The organism is Rhizobium sp. YTU87027 (assembly GCF_050644135.1).
Classification (GTDB): domain Bacteria; phylum Pseudomonadota; class Alphaproteobacteria; order Rhizobiales; family Rhizobiaceae; genus Rhizobium.
The window spans coordinates 1,723,125-1,746,370 of sequence record NZ_CP098440.1; the positions used below are offsets into that span (position 1 = coordinate 1,723,125).

A 23,246-nucleotide genomic window follows, 5' to 3' on the forward strand; every position below is an offset into this window, starting at 1 on the left:
GCCCGCCTCGAAAATTTTCCCTTTGGCTGCCATTTGCTACCATTGCCTGTCAAAACGCCGCGTTTTTCGACAGCATGCCATAATGATGAGCGACCGATTGAGCAGCTGCACAATCAAAAGCATACTATTGATATATATAAATTATTTATAATAAGCTTAGAGCGATCATCTAAACCTTCACTCGCACCTGCAAAAAATCCGGGCAAAATTCGCAGTTTCAACCATTGCGAGCACAGACAACACCATCGCGAAAAAAGACTCTCGACATTTCAACTGTATCGTTACAGATTTTGCTTCTTCAGAGGAGGAGCAGCTAGCGTTCTTTGTGCTTACAGCGCTTCGAAAAGACACTATAAGCGGGACCAAATTGCGCAGGACGGCCTAGAGGGATGGAAAACAAAGCGAATTTTGCAGGAGCCACCGCAGAGGCAACTCGCGAGCGGCCAACACTGAAAACAATTGCCTTCATGACCGGGCTCGGCGTGACGACAGTGTCGCGCGCCCTCAAGGATGCTCCTGACATCGGCGCGGAAACCAAGGAACGGGTTCGCATGGTCGCCCGCCAGCTCGGCTACCAGCCGAACAGGGCCGGCGTACGCCTGCGCACCGGCAAGACCAACGTCATTGCGCTGGTACTCAGCATTGATGAAGAGATTATGGGTTTCAGCAGCCAGATGGTGTTCGGCATCTCGGAGGTATTGACCGGCACGCCCTATCACATCGTCGTCACGCCGCATTCGCACAGCAAGGATCCGATGCTGCCCGTGCGCTACATCCTGGAAACAGGGTCGGCCGACGGCGTCATCATCTCCCGCATCGAGCCCGACGATCCCCGAGTCCGTCTGCTCACCGAGCACAACATGCCCTTTGCCACGCACGGGCGCACCGATGCCGGTCTCACCCATCCGTTTCACGACTTCGACAACGAGGCTTTCGCCCATCAGGCTGTCGAGAAGCTGGTCGGACGGGGACGCAAACGCATCGCCCTGCTCCAGCCTCCAAGCAAGCTGACCTATTACACGCACACGCGGATCGGATTTCAGACCGGACTACATGACTACGACGCCGAGGAAGTGCCGTTGCGCGTCACGATCGACAATCCGCTGGAGGAAATCCGCAACGCCGTAGAAGTCATGATGCGCGCATCGAACGCACCGGATGGAATCGTTTGCTCGGCCGGAAGCGCCGCCATCGCCGTCAACGCCGGTATAGAGGCCGCCGGCAAGCGGCTTGGCCGGGATGTCGACATGGTCTCCAAGGAGTCGGCGCCGATCCTCAACTGGATCCGTCCCGAGATCATCACCGCCTACGAAGACGTCCGCCATGCAGGACGGGAAATGGCGAAGGCAGTCATCGCCCGCATCGACGGCGTCGAACCGGAACTGTTGCAAAGCATCAGCCAGCCTGTCTGGAAGAGCAGGTAGACATCGCCACGCCAACCCTTATTGAAGGCGGTAGAGGCACAACCAATCACAGCGGAGACGCACTGGATATGACGACGGCACTGCTGATCATCGACGTTCAGAACGCCATTCTCAGAGGCAAGGGCACGCCCGATCGCCAACCCATCATCGATGCGGCGCTGGACGAGACCGTTTCGCGGCTGCAATCACTTCGTGACGAGGCCCACCGCGCGGGCGCGCCTGTTATCCTCGTCCAGCACGATGGCGACCCAGGTCATCGACTGGCGGTCGGCACCGACGGCTGGGCCATCCGGCCGGAACTGTCGCCGGACAAGGGCGACACCGTCGTTCACAAGAAGAGCTCAGACTCGTTTTTCCAAACGGACCTCGCCGACAGGTTGGCAGAACGGAACGTCACGCACCTGATCGTCGGCGGCTGCATGACGCAGTTTTGCGTCGACACGACCGTCAGGCGCGCGGTGTCGCTTGGCTATGATGTCACGCTGGTTGCCGACGGCCACACCACGGCCGATTCGGGAACACTGAACTTCGCCGATATCGTTGCGCATCACAACGAAACGCTTGACGATTTCGATGCTGGCAACGCCCGCATCCTGGTTCGGCCGATCGAGGATATTCGCTTCTGAAGCGACGCTTTCGGGCCTGAGACCAGCCGGGCGAACCCGGCCGGCCTTTTCAGCAGCTTTTAGAACGTTGACGCGCCACTGCCCCAAGGGCCGTGGTGGAAATCCTTGCCGTCGAGGCGATCGAAGCCGTGCGCGCCGAAGAAGTCGCGCTGCGCCTGGATCAGGTTGGCCGTACCGCGACCCTGGCGATAGGCGTCGAAATAGGTCAGCGCCGAGGTAAGCGCCGGAACCGGCAGGCCGGCCTGCAGGGCCGCCGTGACGACACGGCGCAGTGCCGGGATTGATTCCTTGACCATCTCGGAGAAGGCAGGCGTCACGATCAGGTTGGCCGCACCCGGCGCCTTGGTGAAGGCCGAGGTGATCTCGTCAAGGAACTGCGAGCGGATGATGCAGCCGGCACGCCAGATCTTGGCGATAACGGGCATCGGAAGCGACCAGTTAAACTCGCGCGAGGCCTCCGCCATCACCGCGAAGCCCTGCGCATAAGCGCCGATCTTGGCCGCAAACAGCGCCAGTTCCAGATCCTTGTTGAGTTCCGGTCCGTAGGCGATAGGGAACTTGTATTCCGGCTTGCCGAAGATCTTCTCGGCGGCTTCGCGTTCGGTCTTCATCGACGACAGGCTGCGGGCGGCGACGGCAGCCTCGATGGCGGTTGCCGGAATGCCCATGTTCTGGGCTTCGATCGCCGACCACTTACCGGTGCCCTTCTGGCCGGCCTTATCGAGGATCATGTCGACCATCGAGCCACCGGCGACCGGATCGGTCGCGGCCAGCACCTTTTCGGAGATTTCGATCAGATAGGAGTTCAGGCGGCCCTTGTTCCATTCGCCGAAGATGCCGCTGATGTCCTTGGCGCTCTTGCCGAGCCCGTCGCGCAGGACGCCGTAGATCTCGGCGATCATCTGCATATCGGCATATTCGATGCCATTGTGGATCGTCTTGACGAAGTGACCGGCACCGTCATTGCCGAGCCAGGCAACGCAAGGATCGCCTTTGTACTTGGCGGCGATCGACGTCAGCACCTTCTCGACGCGCTTCCAGGAGTCCTCGGTGCCACCGACCATGATCGACGGACCATGGCGTGCACCCTCTTCACCACCCGAGACACCCATGCCGATGAAGGTGAGGTCGGTGTTCTTCAGGCGGTCGAAACGGGCGATCGTATCGCGGAAGTTAGCATTACCGGCATCGATCATGATGTCGCCCTTGGAGAGGTAGGGGCGCAGCGCTTCCATCTGCTGATCGACGGCCTCACCCGCCTTGATCATGATGATAATCGGACGTGGCGGGCGGATCGCTTCGACGAATTCCTCGATCGTCTTGCAGGGAATGATCTGCTTCTTCAGATCGCCGGCGCTTTCGTAGAATTCATCCGTCTTCTCAGGTGTACGGTTGAAGACAGCAATCTTGTTGCCTTTTTCCGCAATGTTGAGCGCCAGGTTGGAACCCATGACGGCAAGGCCGATCAGCCCGATTTCTGCCTTTTCCACGATACACCTCCGATGAGTCATTTTGGACCGGTGTTGTGGCACTCTCTGGCTCAAACGGCAAGTTCGATTCGGCTTCGAATCGGCCTCGTATTGCCGGCGTTGCAAACTAAGCCATATTCCCTCTTAGTCTCACAGGAAGAGAACCGATGAGCCGCGCAGGAACACATGAGGATGCAGTTCTCGCCGCGCGCGCCGGCCGATACACGGAGTATGCGCCCTCGCCTGCGCTTGGTGCTCATTTTGGCTGCCTTTGGTCACACGATATTCACGAAGGAGCCGATCAGAGGATCGCGATCGTGCCCGACGGCTATTGCGACATCGTCTGGATGGGCGGCAGGCTTGTGGTCGCAGGCCCGGACCGCAGCAGCGCCTTCCCGACCCTCGCCGGTGGCGAGAGGATAGTGGGCGCGCGCTTCGCCCCGGGAGCAGCGGCCGAGTGGCTGCAGGTGCAGCTCTGCGACATCGTCGGTCAATCAATTCCTCTGGAAGGTTTCTGGGGAGCGGCGGCACTGAGATTGAATGAATTGCTAGGCGCCTGCGCCAATTCGGACGAACGGCTCTTGCAGCTGAGATCCTCTCTTGAGCAAGAGGCCGCGAAACACGCAACATCGGCAAGGGACATGGCCTCGGTATTTGCGCGGGCAAGCGACATTTCGCAGTCCCGGGACGTGGTCGATGCAATGCTCGACGACCTCTCCATCGGCGCGCGCCAACTTCGTCGACGTTGCCACGCCCATTTCGGTTACGGACCGAAGACGCTCGCCCGAATTCGCCGATTTCAGGGCATGCTCGGTCTTTGCCGTAGCAAGAGCCTCCCGCTCGCAGAGTTGGCAGTTGCGGCCGGCTACGCCGATCAGGCGCATATGACCCGCGATGTACGCGAAATTTCGACGCTGACGCCCATGCAGCTTCAGCAGCAGATAGCGGGTTGAACGTCCGTTTTCTTCAATACGAAACCGTTTGTTTTGCTATCTCCATTAGAGCACCACAGGAAAGCGCCATGTCTACGATGCCCGCAAGGATCATCCACCGCTCCATCGACCGGAATTGGCGCGACGTCTATGCCTTTGCGGCCGCCCCTGAGAACATGCCACTCTGGGCGTCCGGATTGGCATCGGGGCTGGAGCGCAGCGGCGAAGACTGGATTGCTACCGGCGCCCTCGGCACGGTGAAGGTCAGTTTCGTCCCGCACAACGAGTTCGGCGTCATCGACCACACGGTAACAATCGAGAGCGGGCTGCGCGTCTACAACGCACTACGGATCGTGCCGAACGGCGATGGCTGCGAGGTCATGTTCACGCTGTTGCGCATCCCCGGCATGACAGACGAGCAATTCGAGGCCGATGCCGCCCATATCGCGAAGGATCTGGCGGCATTGAAGGCATTGATGGAAGCATAGGAGGCGATGATGGCTGCAACAGCGGACACCCGACGCATCGACTACATCGAATTCGACGTCGGCAATATAGAAGCCTCCAAGGCGTTCTATGGCAGGGCCTTCGGCTGGTCCTTTACCGACTACGGGCCCGAATACTGCGAGTTCGATGACGGGCGGCTCAAAGGCGGCTTTACGACACTGGGCACTCCGCGACCTGGCGGCCCCCTCGTCATTCTCTATGCGGACGATCTTGAGGCCGCCCTTTCAAGCGTGGAAGGCGCCGGTGGGACGATTGTGAAACCGATCACCGGGTTCCCTGGTGGACGCCGGTTTCACTTCAGTGATCCGGATGGATATGAGCTTGCCGTTTGGACGAAGAGTTGATCAAGCGACGGTCGGCGCCTTCGCTCCCTGTGTGCTGCATGATGATCAAGGCACCGATCACGCTTCCTGAAGAATCTCGCAACGGCGACATGCGGCAACGAACCGTTTTCACCGCATCGCCGTCGCCGCGCTCATAAGCGTAGTCGCTTCCGCGCCCTGCAAAACAAGCGTCGAGCCTTGCCTTCGCGCCTCCATGAAAGCGCTTCTCGCCAACAAATTCGATCAGGTGACGACCGATCAAATCGATCGCCTTCTTGCCGAGATAGGTCGAGTTGACGGTATTGGAATAGAGATACCGATAGTCCCTCGTCAGCACAGCGACACGATCCGGTATGGCATCGAGGATTGCGGCATTCAGGAAGTTGCCATTGTCGACGTTCGGCGTGAACGCAAAGGGATCGACAATAGGCGGCCTCTCGACCGGCATCATCCGCCAGCGAGGCGCGGCCCCACCGAAGTACTTTTCCATGAGCGTGGAAAGCAGCGCAACATAGCCGCGAACGGACTCACTGTCCTCCGCATACTGGTCAATGAGACAGCTGACGAATTCGAGCTGCATATGAACTTCGAGGATATTCGTCGCAGAGTGCCCGAGGATTGCGTCGACGAGCGGCTCGACCGAGCAATCGAGTATGCTTACGCGCGCGTCATCGCCCGCTGCGATAGCCGCATCGATCTGCGCACAACACAATGAGAACGCCCGAAAAAGCCCCAGCAAGACGCCTCCAAATGCATTCCGGAAGAGAATGCGACCGAGATCGGCCGAGCTTTGCTTCACGCAAGTTGAAACCGCGGACGCCTAGCTACTCGCCTTGATGGTAATTGGTAACATGACACACGTTCATATTCAATGAACGCATGCCCCTGTTTTTCAATGATAAGATGTAGGGATCGGGTTGCGCTTACTTCAGCACGGCGTGCTTGATCTTCCAGCGGTCATGATACCAGAGCCACTGCTCGGGATATTGCCGCACCCAGCTTTCGACCTTGTCGTTTAGGAGCTGCGCGGTCGCCACCATATCGAGATTGCCGTTAGCATCCCGAGGAATGTCGAGCTTCGGCTCGATTTCCAGCCGATAGCGATTTCCCGGAAGCCGGATACAGCGGGCCGGATAGACCTCGCAATTGAACTGACGGACGAGCTTTCCGAGCAATGGGTTGGTTTTGACATCGAGCCCAAAAAACGTCGTCTTCAGGCCCTTGCGGAACTTCTGGTCGACGAGGACGCCAACGCCCTGCCCTGCCTCCAGCTGCCGCGCCAAGGCGAAGGACGAGCCGGCGTGAGACGGCACCAGCTTGCCCATTCGCGCGCTGCGAAAATCGAAGACTTTCTGCGCGACATAGGGGTTGTTCGGTGGGCGGAAGAGCACGGAAACATGGAGACCAAATGCCGCGCCGGCCACCGGCAGCAACTCGAAATTGCCCGTGTGCGCTGTGAAAACAATGAATGGGCGCGGATTTTCCAGCAGATCGATAAAAATCGGAATCCCCGACACCTCGACCCGGCCCGGCTCCTTGCGCAAATAATCGAAATCGAACAGCCGGTCGAGAAACACGTACTCGGCGGCGAGACGTCCCATGTTGCCCCAGCTCGCCAGGGCAATTTCCTCAATCTCCGCCTCGCTCTTTTCGGGAAAGGCATTGCGGAGATTGGTCAGCATCAAACGATGGCGCTTCGTGCGCGGGCCGAGCTTTCGCGTCAGCCAATCTGCAAAATTGATCGCACCGTCGGCCGGAAACAGCTTCAGGAAGTTCAGGAAACCGAACATCGCCTGCGCGATCAACCACTGGCGAAAGTGGATGAAGGCCAGCACAATCTTAGTGATGAAGAGCTTCAAGGGCTCAATCCATCTTGAGGATGATCTTGCCGAAGATCTGGCGCGATTCCATCCGCTCCAGTGCGCGGTCAATGTCATCGAAGCCGACTTCGGTGTCGATGACGGGATGGACCAGCCCGCGCCCCATCTTCTGCATGGCATTCGCCATGTTTTCCATGCGGCAGCCGAAGGAGCCGAGCAACTTCAGCTGTTGCTGGAAGAGCATCATGAGGTTCATGTCGGTGGAGACGCCCGAGGTCGAGCCACAGGTGACGAGGCGACCGCCGCGCTTCATCGACAGCATGGAACCGGCCCACGTATCCTTGCCGACGTGCTCGAAAACGACGTCGACGCCCTTCTTCTTGGTGAGCTTGCGGACCACGCCCTCGAAGCGGTCGGTGCGATAGTTGATGACGTGATCAGCCCCGAGCGCCTTGGCTTTCTCGATCTTGTCGTCAGAGCCAACAGTCGTAATGACGGTGCAGCCAATCTTCTTGGCGAGCTGGATCGCCGCCGTGCCGATGCCGGAACCGCCCGCGTGCACCAGAATGGTTTCGCCTGGCTCCAGCTTGGCATTGTCGAACAGCATGTGCTCGACCGTTCCAAAGGTCACCGGAGCGAGTGCGGCGCCAATTGCGTCGACGCCGGGAGGAGCCGGAACAAGCAGGCGCGCCGGCAGGTTCACCTTCTCCTGCGCGAAACCGTCCAAATGGAAACCATGAACCCCAGAGACATGCTCACACAGATTGTCGCGTCCCTCGCTGCACGGACGGCAGAGACCGCAGGTGCGGGCGCCGTAGATCGACACGAGCTGTCCTGGCAGGACGTTGGCAACGCCAGGCCCGATCGTTTCGACAACGCCCGCAGCTTCTGCGCCGATCACCAGCGGCATCTTGCGCTTCGCGAACGCCATGCCGCGCCAACCCCAGACGTCGATATGATTGAGAGCAACTGCCTTGACGCGCAGTGTGACCTCACCCGGGCCGGGCGCATCCGGTTCCGGCAGGTCAGTGATCTCAAGCTTGCGATCGTCAATCAGTTGCAAAGCGCGCATGGCAAAATCCTTCGCCGCGAAGGCGTTCTATCTCGATGTTTTGTCGGGAACCGATTAAGCCGGTTCGAGCGCCATGACAAGGCTGGCGTTCTGCCCGCCGAAGCCGAAGGAGTTGGAAAGCACGGCGCTGACCTGGCTCTCCCGCTTCTTGTTCGGCACCACGTCAATGACGATCGATGGATCGGGATTGGTGTAGTTGATCGTCGGCGGCAGCGTACCGGTCAGCATCGTCTGCAGCGAGAATACCGCCTCCACAGCCCCTGCGGCCGTCAGCGTATGGCCGATCATCGATTTGTTCGACGACAATGGAATGGATGCCATCCGCTCACCGAACACGGCCAGCATCGACGCATATTCCATCTTGTCGTTCTCAGGCGTGGAGGTGCCGTGGGCATTGATGTAGCCGATATCACCCTCACCCATGCCGGCGTCGGCCAGTGCCGCGCGGATCGTCGCGATCGCCGGACCGCCATCGGGAGATGAACGGGTACGATGGAAGGAATCGGCCTTCTCGCCGGCGCCCTTCATGATGCCGAGAACCTTGGCGCCACGCGCGACAGCTGCCTCGAGCGATTCCAGTACCAGCGTCGCAGCGCCTTCGGCGATAACGAATCCGTCGCGATCCTTGCTGAACGGTTTCGAAGCCTTCGTCGGCGGATCGTTCTGCGTGGAGAGAGCTGAAAGCAGCGAGAAACGGATCAGTGCCTCTGCGCTTACAGAACCGTCGGTCGCAACAGCCAGCGCCCGCGACGTGCGGCCCTGGCGGATTGCTTCGATACCGAGCTGGATTGCAGTTGCGCCGGATGCGCAGGCGGTCGACAGCGTCACAGGCAGGCCACGCGTGCCGAAGCGATCGGCCAAGCGCTCGGAAATCGCACCGAACAGCGATGCTTCGTGGAATGCAGCGTCGGGACGCAGCCGCATGGCTGCCAGGAACCGGTCGTAGGCATCGCCGGCATGATCGGCCGGCGGCGAGCGGTCGGCGAGATCGAAGCGCGCGCTCCATTCCGGTTCAATCGGCGGCGCAGCCAGGAACAGCGGCCCATCAAAATCACCGCTGATGCCGGCATCTGCGAGGGCCTCAATTGTGGTCTCCCGCGCGAATGCATACGAGCGCTCGACGGCATTGGCGAACGGAATATCGATGAAGTCAACTGTGCCGGCAATGCGCGTCGAAAGCCCCTCGGTCGGGAAACGTTTGATCGCGTGAATGCCAGAGGTGCCGGCGGTCAGTGCCGACCAGTTGTCCTTCAGGCCCTGCCCCAGCGAGGTAATGATACCCACACCCGTCACTGCGACGATCGGACGGCCAAGATGATCCTTGTAAGCTGAATCTTTCATTTGCACACTCCTCACGCTTCCGCGGAAAGAACCGCGACGCCTTCGCCGCGCTGATGACCGACTGTCGTAACGATAGCTGCCTTGGTCGCGGCCGCCATCGGCTTCTCGTGGGCCGGGTCGAAAACCGGAACCTTAGCCTTGCTGTCGACGGCCAACGCCGCCAGCGTCAGACCGAGCGTGAAATGTGCCTCAAGACCGTGGCCGGTGACGCCACCGAAACCGCGGACAGCCGCACCGGGCAAATGACGTTCGAGGACAGCCTTTTCGCGCCCAGCAAGGTCGGGAATACCTGTGGAGCCGGAGAAGATAGCGGTGCTTTCCGGCGAAAGGTCAGAGGCGGTTTCCAGCAGCCGCCCAAGGCGCTTCTCGAGCTTGCCGACATCGCGGTTGCCACGATCGCCTTCAATCGACGAAATCGATGCGTAGATGTGCGCGCCGCGTGCTTCGGCATGGGCACGCGATTCCAGCACGAGGAACGCGCCAACCGAACCCGAAATGACGCCGCCTTGATCGCGCGACCAGAGAGGCTGCCAGTCGTCGCGGGAGTAGACGTTGATGGCTTCGAACAAAAGCACCATGTCCAGGCGCTCCGCTGAATAGGCGCCACCGACCAACGCGTGCGTCGATTCGCCCGACTTGATGCGATAGAAGGCCGTCTCGACAGCGGAAATGCCAGCGGATTCCTCGCCCATGAAGGTCCTCGAAGAACCGGTGACCTTGTGGACGATGGAAATGTTGCCGGCGAGCAGATTTGAAAGCTGAGCCAGGAACAGCGTCGGCCGCAGCTCCGTCGTCAGCTTCTCGTTCAGGAGAGCCTCGCGGTCATTGCGCTTCAGGCCCTCGTCAACGATCAGCGTATCGACGTTAATATCGCGCTCGCCGCCACCAGCCGCGACGATCATGTCCATGGTGCCGCAGGCTTCCGCATCATCCTTGAAACCGGCATCATCGAGTGCGAGCCCGGCGGCGAAAACGCCGATGCGCTGCCAGTTTTCCATCTGTCGCTGATCGCCGCGCTTGGCGATCTGTTGCGACCAGTCGATCTCCGGAAGCGGATGCACGGGATACGGCTTGAATTTTTCAAGCTCGACGATCGTCTGCGGCGCGCCCTCGGCGTTGAGCAGTGCGATATGCGGCTCCTTGCCAACGCCCTGGCACGTTACAATGCCGACGCCCGTGATCACGACATCATTCTGAGCCTTGCTCATCCATTCACTCCCTGTGCAGCGATCGCATCCATCAGGCCAACTTCACCGGCACGCTTCTTGACGATATCTCCAAGCGGAACCTCGCTGAAGGGCATGGTCCGCAGCTTCAGCTGCGCATCGCAAACCTTCTTGCCGCCGCTTGTGATCTTGGCCTTGGTTACAGCAAATCCCGAACCGTCGTGCTCCAGAAACGCCTCGATCTCAAGCACCGCCTCTGGTTCCACGAAGGTACGCATCTTGGCGCCGTCGACGGACATCAGGAATGGCATGGCAGTGAAATCGGTAGCTGCGAGCACAAGCATGCCCGACGCTTGCGCCATCGTTTCGATCAGCAACACGCCCGGAACCAGGGGCATGCCGGGAAAATGACCTTCGAAGACCGGGCTCTTCGCCGGCACGACTGAGCGCGCCTTGAGCGTCCCCTTCTGAAGGTCGACCGCCTCGATGCGGTCAATCATCTGGAAGTATTCCAGTAGCATCGAATCCTCCGGCCACAAGGACACCTTGCCCTGCGGCTAGGCCTACTTAGGAACGAAACCGCCCGGCCGCCATGGTTAACAGCGGCAGGGCGGAGAAAAAGATGACGGTGCCGGTCAGGCCTTGGCGGCGCGCAGCTCGTCGATCTTGGCACAGAGGTTCTTCAGCACGAAATATTCTTCCGTCGAAACCTTGCCCTCGTTGACTTCCTGCGTCCACTTCTCGAGCGGGATCTTGATGCCGAATTCCTTGTCGATCGCAAAGACGATATCGAGGAAGTCAAGGCTGTCGATACCGAGGTCGTCGATCGTATGGCTTTCCGGCTTGATCGTATCGCGATCGATCTCGCTGGTTTCTGCAATGATGTCGGCAACTTTATCGAATGTGGCGGTCACGCACTTACCTCTTGAAATGACGAGTTAACCCTCCTCATAGGCAAATCTATTTCAAAAAGCCAATGCTTTCCGCCGTCTCGGCATGCAATTTGCAGGACCAGTGTTGCTTAAACAGCAAAGCACAACGAAGCGTTTGCTGGGCGCGCGTGAGCGGAGCACTTCCGTTCGCGCCTAGAGCAGAAGCAGGAAAAGGACCAGGGCGGCCGCGGCAAGGATCGAGCAGCTGGCATAGAAGACCGAGACGCCATCTTCGATATCGGCGACCGTTGCCGTATCGCGCCCGCCACCATTGATCATCGGCTCCATGACAACAACTCCGGAATACACGCGCGGCCCGGCGAGCTGCACATTCAGAGCCCCGGCCATCGCCGCCTCCGGTCGCCCGGAATTCGGCGAGCGATGCAGTCCGCCGTCCCGCACGGCAACGCGAAGTGCCTCCTGAAAGGCGGTGCGACCTCGGCGCAACCACGCTCCAGCAGCGATCAACAAAATCGAGAGGCGCGCTGCCGGCCAGTTGGCGAAGTCGTCCAGGCGCGCCGCCGCCCAACCGAAATCGGCATATCTATCGGACTTGTGGCCGATCATCGAATCCGCCGTGTTCAGCATCTTGTAGGCAAACAGGCCGGGCAAGCCGAAAACTGCGTACCAGAGGGCTGGAGCAACCACGCCATCTGAGAAATTCTCGGCCAGGCTCTCGATCGCCGCACGGCAGACGGCTGGCTCGTCGAGGGCTTCCGGATCACGCCCAACGATTCGCGAAACGGCGAGCCGGCCACCGCTGATGCCTCCGGTTTTCAGCCCGGCGGCAACAGCCTCCACATGATCGGCAAGGCTCTTCTGTGCCATGAATACGGCAACGCAAATCACCTCCAGCAGAATTCCGGCCAAACCAAACAGCGAGAAAAGCCAATGCAGCGCGACACCCGCAACGGCACTGAGGATCAAGAGACCGGCAATCGACCAGACGCCGTTGCGCCGCCGTTCGCGCTTGTGAAACTCATCACGATTGAACATCCGGTCGACGCGGGAGATCGCGTTTCCAAACAGCACGACCGGGTGCTGCAGGCGCATCCACAAGGCATCCGGATCACCGACAATCCGATCCAGCAAAAGGGCAAGAACCAGCACGAGAAGGTTGTGGTCAAGCATCATGATGTGAAACTCTGCAGTGCATCGGAAAGCCGTTGGTCGCCAGCCGCGTCAGGGGCGAGACCGAAACGCAACCAGCGCGGCTCATAGTCGAACTTGCGGACCAGAATATGATGCCGGCAAAGATGCCGGTGCAAGTCGGCGGCGTGCCCGTGTTCGACAAGCGCAAACAGATCGGTCCTGCCGACGATGCGCAAGCTGCCTCGCTCGAGCGTAGTGCGCAGCGCACCGGCCCTTTCCGATAGCCTACACTGTATCGGGGCAACATCTGACGCGAAAAGGTCTGTTGCGATCGAAAGCGCCGGACCTGACACCGCCCATGGCCCAAGCAGGTCTTCGACGCGCTTCAGGATCGGCTGCACCGCGAGGACGAACCCCAGGCGTAATCCTGCCAGTCCGAAGAACTTGCCAAAAGAACGGGAGATGAGAACGTTCGGCAGCCGCGGGGCAAAAGGCGCCAAGCTTAACTGCGGGCATGTGTCCCCAAAGGCTTCGTCCACGATGACAACACCTCCCCTGGCCTCCATCTCTTCGCTGAACGCGACGAGTCTCTCGGGAGAGTAAAAGCGACCGGTGGGGTTGTTCGGATTGACGACGACGACAATTGCGTGATCGGCTGCGACGTCATCAAGGTCGGCGACAAGATCAACGGAGCGACCTGCCCTCCTGAACGCGCGCTCATACTCGCCGTAGGTCGGCCCCAGAATCGCGACCCGTCCGGCAACCTCGAAGAGCCGCGGCAGCAGCTGGATCACGGATTGCGTACCGGGAACAGGAAGCGGGAAAATGTCACCACTGCGATAGTAGCCCTGTGCCGCAACGCGCGCTCGATCGGCTAGATGGGTATCAGGCAGGCGATGCCAGGCACGCATCGGCACGTCTGGGAGTGGAACGGGGCACGGATTGATCCCCGTCGAAAGATCAAGCCAATGTTCAAGCTCGCCGCCGTGGATTGCAGCCGCAGCCGTGATGCCGCCGCCGTGAACGATCGGAGCATTCATCTTGTCCCCTCGGCAAGGTCAATCAGGTGCATGTAGGATCCCGCAACCTGACCACGCTGGAGGCCAGCTTGCCCGAGATCATTGCCCAACGCGTCCGTCACCTGAAAAACGCGATCGGCTTCCCCTTCGGAAACCACCGCCGAATAGTGAAACTCGTGTGCCGTCATGGGCTTTTCGAAGTAGGACGAGTTCAACGGTCTCACGCGCCGATAGCCAAGGTGACGTTTGCGTTCCTCATAACTCGTGACGACAGGTAGGAGACCGAGCATTTCGTGACGCTTGCCGGTGCCGTCTATGAGGCCTTCACCGAGAACCATGTATCCGCCGCACTCACCATAGATTCGCACGCCCTTGCCCGCTGCATCGATAAGCTTTGCCCTGAAATTGCTCGCAGCGGCGATCCGCCCTGGATGCAACTCCGGATAGCCGCCTGGAAGATAGATGGCGTCTGCCGTCGAATCCGGTGCCTCATCGGCAAGCGGTGAGAAGAAACTGATCTCCGCGCCGCGTCGACGCCAACCAAGCAACATATGCTCGTAGGAAAAGGCGAAGGCGATGTCGCGGGCCACGGCGATCCTGCTGCCGAGCGGCCGCAACCGCGCAATGTTCGCCGTCGACGGACGGTTCAGGCCTTGGCGCGCAATGCGCAGCAGGAATTCGAAATTGCATTCTTCCGATACGGCATCCGCCGCATGCTCGATGAAGCTCTCGAGCGTCTGATGCTCTCCCGCCTGAACAAGGCCGAGATGCCTTTCGGGAAGGGCAATGTCATTGTCGCGGCGGACGACGGCAACGATCGGCATGCGGATCGCTTCGAGCGCCTTGCGAAGCATCATCTCATGGCGTTCACCGCCGACCTTGTTGAGGATCACGCCGGCGATGCGGACATCGGCACGGAAGCCTGCAAATCCTGTCACCAGCGCCGCCACCGACTGCGACATATGCGAGGCATCGACGACGAGCACCACGGAAAGCCCAAGCATGGCGGCTAGATCGGCCGCCGTCCCTTTGCCGTCGGTCGCACCATCGAAGAGCCCCATCATCGCTTCGATGATGAGAATGCGGTCGCCGGAGCGATGCAGGGTCGCATTGGCGGCGATTAGTTCCGGGCGCATCGCCCACGGGTCGAAGTTGAGACAGGCAACGCCGCTCGCAGCCGCATGAAACGCGGGGTCAATATAGTCTGGGCCCGCCTTCCCTGGCGCAATCGCAACACCGCGTTTGCGAAGTGCGCGCAAAAGCCCCAGCGTCACCGTCGTCTTGCCCGATCCGGAAGAAGGGGCTGCAATCAACAAACCGCTCATGCCGTCTCCCTGCTGTTCGAGTCTTGGAACGGATCAGGGCGCAATCTGCGTCCCGCGAGTGCGCCCAGCCAATCAAGCGACTGACGCAGCCGCACGACCTCCCCGATCACGACGATCGCCGGCGGTTCGAGGCCGGAAGCAGCGACAGCGGAAGGCGCTTCGCCGAGCGTCGTTTCCAGGACCTGCTGGTCGCCGGTCGATGCGTTGCAGACGAAGGCGACAGGCTCCATCGGGGAGCGCCCTGCGGCCATCAGGTTCCTGCTGATCTGCGCGATATGCTTCATCGCCATATAGATGACGATCACAGGCGAGCCCTTGCCGATGGCTTCCCAATTGATGGCATCCGGCACGATGCCCGAGGAATCGTGTCCCGTCAGGAATGTCACTGCATGGTTGACATCCCTGTGTGTGACCGGAATGCCGGCATAGGCCAGCCCGCCGATACCTGCGGTAATGCCGGGCACGATGCGGAACGGGACATTGTGCTCGACCAGCATCAACGCCTCCTCGCCACCCCGCCCGAAGACGAAGGGATCGCCTCCCTTGAGACGCAAGACCCGCTTTCCGGCACGGGCGAGTTCGACAAGCCGCAGCGAAATGTCACGCTGCTTGGCGGACGGCTTGCCACCACGCTTTCCCGCATATTCAAGCAGAGCGTCGGGCCGTGCGAGCTTCAGGCAGTCGACATTCACCAGCGCGTCGTGAACGACCACGTCCGCCTCCGCCAGGCCCTTGGCGGCAAGAAGCGTCAGCAGTCCGGGCTCGCCCGGACCTGCACCAACAAGCCAGACGCTGCCCGGCTCAAGAGCCGGCAGATGTGAAAACGCAGCTTCGATCATTGGCATGATCTATGCCCCGTCGCTGGCAAGGTCAACGCCGCTGATCGGGCGGAAGCAAGATGTGAAGCCACGCCTGTTCCAACCGTTCTATCGCGCGCGATCGTTCCTTGTGATTCGCGCTCCGTAGTCCGTGTAACGAGACCCAATCCTCACGTCCGCAGAAGGGTATCGCGTATGAGATCGATGACCTTCTCGGATTCGATGCCGGTGCAGACAACCTGGCTTGGCAGGCCATCCCAGTCACCCGGCGGAAAGCGACGGCCGTCCGGCTTCACGATCGTCTGTCCGTCCGCAATCCCGCCGCAAACGACTCGCACCGCGCCGCTGATGGTCGAGAACAGCTCGGGCGCTACGACATAGACGCAAGCGCAGCTGTCGTGAACCATCATGCCGTCTTCGACGGCGTGCTTGTAGAAGTCGATGTAGTCCTGCGAGAGATCGTTCAGCAGCTTGACTGCGCTGTCGCCCTTGGCGGCAACGTCGGCAAGATAGCTGCGGCTCATTGTCGTGATCGCGGTCACGTCGATGCCGATGACGGCAACCTTCCAGGCCGCAGTCAGAACGATGTCGGCGGCCTCGGGATCGCCGTGGATATTGGCTTCGGCCACCGGCGACACGTTGCCCGGAACATAGAAGTTGCCGCCCATGATGACGACGTCCTTCACGAGCCTGGCGATCTCCGGGTCTTCCTTGAGCGCCATCGCCAGGTTGGTCATACGGCCGACGGCAACCAGCCGGACTTCGCCCGGATTGGCGCGAACCGTATCGATAATGAAGCGATGGGCAGGACGCGGATCGATCGGCAGGTCGATGGTTTCGGGCACCTCGATGTTGCCGAGGCCGTTTTCGCCATGCACGAAGGTCGGCCACGCCCTTTCCTCGCGGGTCGGATCCACGGTCACGCTGGCGCCCTTGGCAACGGGCGCAGGAATGTTCCATTCGCGCTTCAGGAACAGCGCGTTGCGTGTCGTCGTCTCCACCGACGCGTTGCCGAAGACGGTCGTGATACCGATCAGGTCGATCTCGGGATGGCGGTGCAGGAAGAGCAGAGCCATTGCATCATCGACGCCAGGATCCGTGTCATAAATGACCTTGTGCATGAGTGTGCCTCTTTTTCGTTATTGTCGCAGGGCAGCCGGACGGCGCCGCGAAGTCGGTGCCACCATAGCGCCCGCTAATCTTTCTGCAACAGGCCACACGCAACCGCCGCCGTCGCGCGCGGCGACTTGATCTTCGGAACAACAAGCTCCGCATGCGGTCCAATCGCTGCCAGCGCAGCGGATTCCGCGACCCCATGACACCCCACCCGGGCGAAGACAGTGGTCGAAGGATTTTTCAGCCTCGGCGTTTCCTCTTCGAGCCGCAGCGCACTGAAGAAAAGGAGTGGCACCCCGAGGTCACGTGCCAACCCAAGGATCGCGGGCTCGTTGCCGCGCGTGTCGATAGATGCGACGCCCGCAAGCTCACCCGGGCCGATGCCAGCCACCGCCAGCGCCGCACTGGCAAGCTCGGTTACCTCGTCTTGAGGCGTTCCACGCTCGCAGCCGATGCCGAGTACATGCCGGTGCGCCCCATCGAATACAAATCCAGTCACGTGCGACAATGAAACCTGCCCCTGTGTCCACCAAGCCATTGCAGCACAGGGCCGGAAATGCAACATGCGCCGCGTACCACGCTCCAGAGTTCCCTCCTTGTCCGATCTTGCCCCTCATCTCATCTTCATGCTGGCCGCGGCCGGCTTTTTTGCTGGCTTCGTCGATTCCATCGCCGGCGGCGGGGGCTTGATCACCGTCCCGGCGATGCTGATCGCGGGTATTCCGCCGCTGCAAACACTCGGCACCAACAAGGTACAGTCCGTATTCGGGGCAGCCTCCGCGACGATCGCCTATGCCCGTAAGGGACATGTTCACCTACGCACCCAGCTGCCGATGGCGCTGATGGCAATCTTCGGCGGCTCCCTTGGCGCTGCCTTGGCAACGATCGTACCGGGCGACGTGTTGCGCGCGATCATGCCGGTCCTTCTGGTGGCAATCGCACTCTATTTTGCGCTGAAGCCGAACCTCGGTGATGTCGACAAGCATCGCCGCATCACGCCCTTCGTTTTCGGCCTGACGTTGGTACCGGCCATCGGATTTTACGACGGTGTCTTTGGTCCCGGCACGGGATCGTTCTTCATGCTGTCGTTCGTGTCTCTTGCCGGTTTCGGCATGCTGAAGGCGACGGCGCACACCAAACTGTTGAATTTCGGCTCCAATGTTGGCGCTCTCATCGTCTTCGTTTCCTTCGGCGCGATCATTTGGAAGATCGGGCTGATGATGGGCGTCTGCCAGTTCCTGGGCGCGCAGCTAGGCTCGCGCCTTGCGATGCGCACGGGCGCGCGCCTGATCAAGCCACTGCTCGTCATCGTCTGCATCGCCTTTACGATCAAGCTTCTGGCCGATCCAGCCAATCCGATCCGCGTCTGGCTCGAGATCTGATATTGGCGGTCTGCCTCGCGTAAATTGCGGAAACGCTTAGAATAGAGCGAGCAGGAGCGCCCCACCAGCGATCAGGCCCACGCCGAGCCAGTTCATGAGGTTCAGCTTCTCACCGAGGAAGACGACGCCGAAAACCGCGACGAGAACGATCGAAAGCTTGTCGATCGGGGCGACGCGTGCAGCATCGCCGATCTTCAATGCGCGGAAATAGGCAAGCCAGGAGGCGCCGGTCGCCGCCCCCGAAAGGCAGAGGAACAACCACGTCTTGCCTGAAATGCTGGAGAACGGCTGCCACTGCCCGGTTGCCGCGACAATGGCGCTGATGATGAAGACAATAACGACGGTGCGGATCAGGGTGGCGAGATCGGAACTGATGCCGGCAACGCCGATCTTGGCAAAGATCGCTGTCAATGCGGCGAAAGCCGCCGAAAGCACCGCCCAGAAAATCCAGCTCTGCGTCATCAGAACTCCACGCCCGGCTGCCCCTTGATGCCCGAGCGGAAGGGATGCTTGATAAGCTCCATCTCGGTCACGAGATCGGCGATCTCGATCAGTTCGTCCTTGGCGTTGCGCCCGGTCAGAACGACATGAGTCATATACGGCTTCTCGTTCTTCAGAAACTCCACGACCTCGTTGATATCGAGATAATCATATCGAAGCGCGATGTTGATCTCGTCAAGCAGCACCATCGAATTGCGCTCGTCGCGGATCAGCTCTTTGGCCTTCTCCCAGGCGGCACCGGCGGCCGCTACATCGCGAGCGCGATCCTGCGTCTCCCAGGTAAAGCCCTCGCCCATGGTGTGGAACTGGCAGACATCGGAAAAGTGCTTTTCGATCAGGTCGCGCTCCCCGGTCCACATCGCGCCCTTGATGAACTGCACGACGGCCGAAGGCTTGCCGTGCGCGATATGCCGGAAGATCATTCCGAAGGCCGACGACGATTTACCCTTGCCCTTGCCAGTATGGACGATGATCAGGCCCTTTTCGTCCGTCTTCGTCGCCATGATCTTGTCGCGGGCGGCCTTCTTCTTCGCCATCTTCTCGGCGTGGCGGGCGTCGTCGTGGCCAGCGGCTTCGGTGGTTTCGTCGGTCATCTCAATATTCCCCGGATGTAAGCTTGCCTTGATGCAAGCCGAATGTGTCTGAAAGGTCGAACCGCGCCGAATTGCTGCGCGGCGTCCAGAGGCTGCGATCGATCGCTTCCAGCAGCCGCTCCTTCATGTCGGCGAAGGCGGCTGGATTCTTCTCGATCATGAAATCGCGGACCTCAGTATCCACCACGAAAGCCTGGTAGACAGCTTCGAAGTGATGGTTGCCAACGGCACCCGTCGTCGCCGCAAAGGCAAAGAGGTAATCGACGGTCGCGGCAATCTCGACGGCACCCTTGTAGCCATGGCGCATGACGCCATCGATCCACTTCGGATTGACGACGCGGCCACGTACGACACGCCCGATCTCTTCTTCCAGAGATCGAATCACCGGCTTCTCGGGCCTCGAATGGTCGTTGTGATAGATCGATGGCCGATCGCCCGCCAGCATTTCGGCCGCAGCCGCCATCCCGCCCTCGAACTGGTAGTAGTCGTCGCTGTCGAGAAGGTCGTGTTCGCGATTGTCCTGGTTCTGCACGACCGCCTGGATCGAGCGCAGCCGTTCTTCGAAGACGCCACGCTCCGCCCGGCCCTCTTCGCCTGCGCCATAAGCATAACTTCCCCAGACAAGATAGGCTTCGGCCAGATCGGCGCGGCGCTCCCACCCCTTCTCATCGATCAGCGCCTGCAGACCGGCACCGTAAGCGCCAGGCTTCGAACCGAAGATGCGATAGCCGGCGCGGCGAGCAGCCTGCGCTGCATCCAGTCCCGCCGCCCCAAGACGGGCAGCCTGGCCGCGCATGCGCTCCGCAATCGGATTGTCGGTGGCATCCTCTTCCAGCGCCCCAACCGCACGGATTGCCTTGTCGAACAGCGCGATCTGCTCCGGAAAGGCGTCCCGGAAGAAGCCGGAGATACGCAATGTCACATCGACGCGCGGCCGACGCAGCAGCGCGGGCGGAATGATTTCATAGCCGGTGACGCGCCGCGAGGTCATGTCCCACACCGGCTTCACGCCGATCAGGGCGAGCGCCTGGGCGATATCGTCGCCGCCGGTGCGCATGTTCGAGGTGCCCCAGGCGGTCAGGCCGAAGGAGACCGGCCACTCGCCGTGATCCTGCACGTAGCGGCGGATCAGCAGTTCAGCGGACTTCTTCCCGAGCTCGTAGGCCGCCGGCGTCGGCACAGCCCGGCTGTCGACCGAGTAGAAATTCCGTCCGGTCGGCAGCACGTCCGGTCGGCCCCGCGTCGGCGCACCTGATGGTCCCGGCGCTACGAAACGGCCGTCGAGCCCTCGAAGCAGACCTTCGATCTCAGCAGTCCCGCAGGCGAGAATGGCGGGCTTCAACCGCGTTTCGATCTCCGCGAGAACAGCCTGAGTGGCATCCCAACCTTCCGGACAACCAAGCTCGCCGGCGACCAGACGTGCCGCAAGCAGTTCGATCCGCTCGACGGTATCGCCGTTCGTCCGCCATATAGCATCCCCAGCGCTTGCAAGAACATCAGGAAGCGGACCGCTCCAAGCCTCCGCCATGTCGCAATCGAGCGGGTCCAACTCCAAGCCCAGGTCCGCGGCAATAGCGCGCTGAAGGCTGCGGTCACCGCCCTGGCCGAGCCCGCGCGGAACCCGCGCCAGTGCAACCGTCAGATCCGTCAGCAGCCGGCCCTGCGGCGAGACGCCGAAAACATGCAGGCCGTCGCGGATCTGCATCTCCTTGAGATCGCAGAGATAGGCGTCGAGTTTCTTCAATGCCTCGGTCTCGCTTTCGCCCTTGTCGATGCCGGCATCGCGATCAAGGCCGATATCCGCGACGAGATCGAGGATCTGCTTGCTGAGAAGCCGGATTCGGCGCGGATCGCCGCCCGATGCCTCGTAATATTCGTCGACCAGCGCCTCCAGATCCTTCAGCGGCCCGTAACTCTCTGCACGCGTCAGCGGCGGCGTCAGGTGATCGATGATGACAGCAGCAGAACGACGCTTTGCCTGCGTTCCCTCACCGGGATCGTTGACGATGAAGGGATAGAGATGCGGCATCGGGCCAAGGATGGCTTCCGGGTAGCACTCCTCTGACAGCGCCAGCGCCTTACCGGGCAACCATTCGAGATTGCCGTGCTTGCCCATGTGAATAACGGCGTGAGCGCCGAACTCATGACGAAGGAATACATAGAAGGCGAGATAGCCATGCGGCGGCACGAGATCCGGCGAATGGTAGCTTTCCTTCGGATCGATGTTGTAGCCGCGCGCCGGTTGGATGCCGACCAGCACCTCGCCAAGCCGCATGAAAGGCAGCGCAAAGGCGCCCTCCACGACATAGGAATCAGCTTCCGGCTCACCCCAGCGCGCACCGATTTCATCCTGAATCTTTTTCGGAAGATTTCCGAAGAAAGCTTTGTAACGACTCAAGGAAAGCGATTCACGAATAAGCTTCCCGTCGCTGCCTGAGTTTGTCGGCCCCTCCATCAGGCGCCGGATCAACTGATCGCCGTCGGCAGGCACATCCTCTACCGCATAGCCGGCGCCGCGCATGGCTTTCAGAACCTCGACAGTGCCCGCTGGCGTATCCAGCCCGACGCCGTTGCCGAGCCTGCCATCGCGGTTCGGATAGTTCGCGAGGAGTAGCGCGACGCGCCTCTCACCAGCGCTAGTGGTGCGTAGCTTCGCCCAATTCGCGGCAAGCCTCGCGGTATAGCGCATCCGTTCGATGTCGGGCTCGCTGCCGACAATGTTGGCCTCGACCCTCGCATCGTAACGGGCCGCCGATTTGAAGGAGACGGCACGAGACAACACCCGCCCATCCACTTCGGGCAGAGCGACGTTCATGCCGAGATCGCGCGCAGAGAGCCCCTGCGAGGACGAGGCCCACGCCTGACGCGACGACGCTGAAAAGATCGCCTGAAGCACAACGGCATCATTGGCCTCGAGCACCGTCGGCTCGCGATCCGCGCCCGGCGCCGACACGGCAAAGCCTGTCGTGTTGATCACCACCGCGGGCTTGATGACATCAAACACGCTTTCCAGAATGCCCTTCGACACCGGATCCTTGAGGCTGTAGGCGAATACCGGCAACGGCCGGATGCCCTCCGCCAGCAGCGTGTCGACAAGAGCTTCGACCGGCCTTGTCTCGCCGCTTTGCACAAGCGCGCGATAGAAGCTGATAGCGACCGTCGGGAGACGCGTGTTGTCCCGAAGAGCGCGAAGCCGCTCGTCGCAGGCAGCCTTCCACTCGTCGACCCCAAGCACGCCCTTGCCCGGCCACCATATGCCCGCCTTCATCAGCGGCGACGCCGCTTCCGGCTTTTCCGCGCCTGACAGCATCGCACCGGCATAGGAGAGAAACGCCCGCGAATTGCCGTCGCCACCCTCGATGAGATATGCCCAAAGCGCGTTCAGATCCTCAAGCGGAACATTCGAAAACGGCGTCAAACCCGCATCGGGCTTCGAATCTCCCGGCAACACGGCGATCAGCGCGCCAGACCGCGCCGCTACTGCATGAAGCGCCTCCAGCGCATAGTGGAAGTAACTGGCGCCACCCAGCGCCCTGACGACGATCAGCTTCGCATGGCGAGCTGTCCGCTCGACATAGGCATCGACCGACATCGGATGCTTGAGGCTCATCAGACTTGCGAGCCGCAGCGAAAAGCCAGTCACCGCTTCGTCGTAAGCGGCGGCCATCGCTGCAAGCTCGGTATCGGCAGCCGACAGGAACAGGACCTTGCCGGGAGACTGACCGAGATCGATCGCCTCCTCGCCGTCGCTGATCGTTCCCTGCTGTGCCAGAAGCAGATGCATGGGT

General features: G+C 60.8%; 23 protein-coding genes. 6 read left to right on the top strand and 17 right to left on the bottom strand.

All coding sequences use genetic code 11. The features are described from left to right. The first annotated feature begins 389 nt into the window (after positions 1–389). A complete protein-coding gene (locus tag NBG89_RS08720; protein WP_431322478.1) occupies positions 390–1,424 on the top strand; it encodes a LacI family transcriptional regulator in 1,035 nt (344 codons plus the stop codon). A 68-nt stretch (positions 1,425–1,492) separates the two neighbouring features. Next, on the top strand, positions 1,493–2,050 hold the full coding sequence (locus NBG89_RS08725; protein ID WP_431322479.1) for a cysteine hydrolase family protein: 558 nt from the start codon (positions 1,493–1,495) through the stop codon (positions 2,048–2,050). A gap of 59 nt (positions 2,051–2,109) precedes the next feature. On the opposite strand, the gene gndA is transcribed toward NBG89_RS08725, so the two are convergent. Next, positions 2,110–3,561, bottom strand: coding sequence for an NADP-dependent phosphogluconate dehydrogenase (gene gndA / locus NBG89_RS08730; RefSeq protein WP_431322480.1), 1,452 nt, complete (start codon positions 3,559–3,561; stop codon positions 2,110–2,112). Positions 3,562–3,686: 125 nt separating this feature from the next. Between gndA and NBG89_RS08735 the strand changes: the two genes are divergently transcribed. The 3 genes from NBG89_RS08735 (at position 3,687) to NBG89_RS08745 (ending at position 5,302) form a co-directional block, all read left to right on the top strand. Next, on the top strand, positions 3,687–4,472 hold the full coding sequence (locus NBG89_RS08735) for a helix-turn-helix domain-containing protein (RefSeq protein ID WP_431322481.1): 786 nt from the start codon (positions 3,687–3,689) through the stop codon (positions 4,470–4,472). A 68-nt stretch (positions 4,473–4,540) separates the two neighbouring features. After that, positions 4,541–4,939, top strand: coding sequence for an SRPBCC family protein (locus tag NBG89_RS08740; RefSeq protein ID WP_431322482.1), 399 nt, complete (start codon positions 4,541–4,543; stop codon positions 4,937–4,939). 9 nt (positions 4,940–4,948) lie between these two features. Further along, positions 4,949–5,302: a VOC family protein gene (locus NBG89_RS08745; protein WP_431322642.1), complete on the top strand. Its 354-nt coding sequence runs from the start codon at positions 4,949–4,951 to the stop codon at positions 5,300–5,302. On the opposite strand, the gene NBG89_RS08750 is transcribed toward NBG89_RS08745, so the two are convergent. The 13 genes from NBG89_RS08750 to NBG89_RS08810 form a co-directional block, all read right to left on the bottom strand. Then, positions 5,256–6,020, bottom strand: a complete 765-nt coding sequence (locus NBG89_RS08750; RefSeq protein WP_431322483.1) for a PAS domain-containing protein — start codon at positions 6,018–6,020, stop codon at positions 5,256–5,258. The two genes, NBG89_RS08745 and NBG89_RS08750, sit on opposite strands and share 47 nt — an antisense overlap. Before the next feature lie 184 nt (positions 6,021–6,204). Beyond that, positions 6,205–7,140: a lipid A biosynthesis lauroyl acyltransferase gene (locus tag NBG89_RS08755; protein WP_431322484.1), complete on the bottom strand. Its 936-nt coding sequence runs from the start codon at positions 7,138–7,140 to the stop codon at positions 6,205–6,207. Positions 7,141–7,144: 4 nt separating this feature from the next. Then, on the bottom strand, positions 7,145–8,173 hold the full coding sequence (locus NBG89_RS08760) for a zinc-binding dehydrogenase (RefSeq protein WP_431322485.1): 1,029 nt from the start codon (positions 8,171–8,173) through the stop codon (positions 7,145–7,147). A 54-nt stretch (positions 8,174–8,227) separates the two neighbouring features. Next, complete coding sequence (locus NBG89_RS08765; protein WP_431322486.1) at positions 8,228–9,514, bottom strand: beta-ketoacyl-ACP synthase; 1,287 nt, start codon at positions 9,512–9,514, stop codon at positions 8,228–8,230. A gap of 11 nt (positions 9,515–9,525) precedes the next feature. Beyond that, positions 9,526–10,722, bottom strand: a complete 1,197-nt coding sequence (locus NBG89_RS08770) for a beta-ketoacyl-ACP synthase (protein WP_431322487.1) — start codon at positions 10,720–10,722, stop codon at positions 9,526–9,528. Then, a complete protein-coding gene (locus NBG89_RS08775; protein ID WP_431322488.1) occupies positions 10,719–11,201 on the bottom strand; it encodes a 3-hydroxyacyl-ACP dehydratase FabZ family protein in 483 nt (160 codons plus the stop codon). The genes NBG89_RS08770 and NBG89_RS08775 overlap by 4 nt, the downstream gene beginning before the upstream one ends. A gap of 114 nt (positions 11,202–11,315) precedes the next feature. Next, positions 11,316–11,594: an acyl carrier protein gene (locus tag NBG89_RS08780; protein WP_007533215.1), complete on the bottom strand. Its 279-nt coding sequence runs from the start codon at positions 11,592–11,594 to the stop codon at positions 11,316–11,318. A gap of 171 nt (positions 11,595–11,765) precedes the next feature. After that, positions 11,766–12,746, bottom strand: coding sequence for an adenosylcobinamide-phosphate synthase CbiB (gene cbiB / locus NBG89_RS08785; RefSeq protein WP_431322489.1), 981 nt, complete (start codon positions 12,744–12,746; stop codon positions 11,766–11,768). Next, positions 12,743–13,744: a threonine-phosphate decarboxylase CobD gene (cobD, locus tag NBG89_RS08790; RefSeq protein WP_431322490.1), complete on the bottom strand. Its 1,002-nt coding sequence runs from the start codon at positions 13,742–13,744 to the stop codon at positions 12,743–12,745. The genes cbiB and cobD overlap by 4 nt, the downstream gene beginning before the upstream one ends. Further along, positions 13,741–15,048, bottom strand: a complete 1,308-nt coding sequence (locus tag NBG89_RS08795) for a cobyrinate a,c-diamide synthase (protein ID WP_431322491.1) — start codon at positions 15,046–15,048, stop codon at positions 13,741–13,743. Before NBG89_RS08795 ends, cobD begins: the two co-directional genes overlap by 4 nt. Next, a complete protein-coding gene (cobA, locus tag NBG89_RS08800) occupies positions 15,045–15,887 on the bottom strand; it encodes a uroporphyrinogen-III C-methyltransferase (protein ID WP_431322643.1) in 843 nt (280 codons plus the stop codon). The genes NBG89_RS08795 and cobA overlap by 4 nt, the downstream gene beginning before the upstream one ends. Positions 15,888–16,036: 149 nt before the next feature. Further along, positions 16,037–16,987: a nucleoside hydrolase gene (locus NBG89_RS08805; protein WP_431322492.1), complete on the bottom strand. Its 951-nt coding sequence runs from the start codon at positions 16,985–16,987 to the stop codon at positions 16,037–16,039. A 74-nt stretch (positions 16,988–17,061) separates the two neighbouring features. Further along, a complete protein-coding gene (locus NBG89_RS08810) occupies positions 17,062–17,481 on the bottom strand; it encodes a cobalamin biosynthesis protein (RefSeq protein ID WP_431322644.1) in 420 nt (139 codons plus the stop codon). A 97-nt stretch (positions 17,482–17,578) separates the two neighbouring features. Between NBG89_RS08810 and NBG89_RS08815 the strand changes: the two genes are divergently transcribed. Further along, positions 17,579–18,364 (top strand): TSUP family transporter, encoded by a 786-nt coding sequence (locus NBG89_RS08815; protein ID WP_431322645.1) that lies wholly within the window; start codon positions 17,579–17,581, stop codon positions 18,362–18,364. A 36-nt stretch (positions 18,365–18,400) separates the two neighbouring features. On the opposite strand, the gene NBG89_RS08820 is transcribed toward NBG89_RS08815, so the two are convergent. Genes NBG89_RS08820 through cobN form a run of 3 tightly spaced genes read right to left on the bottom strand, consistent with a single transcriptional unit; the run spans position 18,401 to position 23,242 of the window. Then, positions 18,401–18,826, bottom strand: a complete 426-nt coding sequence (locus NBG89_RS08820) for an EamA family transporter (RefSeq protein WP_431322493.1) — start codon at positions 18,824–18,826, stop codon at positions 18,401–18,403. Then, entirely contained in the window at positions 18,826–19,458 is a 633-nt protein-coding gene (gene cobO / locus NBG89_RS08825; protein WP_431322494.1) for a cob(I)yrinic acid a,c-diamide adenosyltransferase, read from the bottom strand. The genes NBG89_RS08820 and cobO overlap by 1 nt, the downstream gene beginning before the upstream one ends. A gap of 1 nt (position 19,459) precedes the next feature. Beyond that, on the bottom strand, positions 19,460–23,242 hold the full coding sequence (gene cobN / locus NBG89_RS08830; RefSeq protein ID WP_431322495.1) for a cobaltochelatase subunit CobN: 3,783 nt from the start codon (positions 23,240–23,242) through the stop codon (positions 19,460–19,462). Positions 23,243–23,246 lie beyond the last annotated feature (4 nt).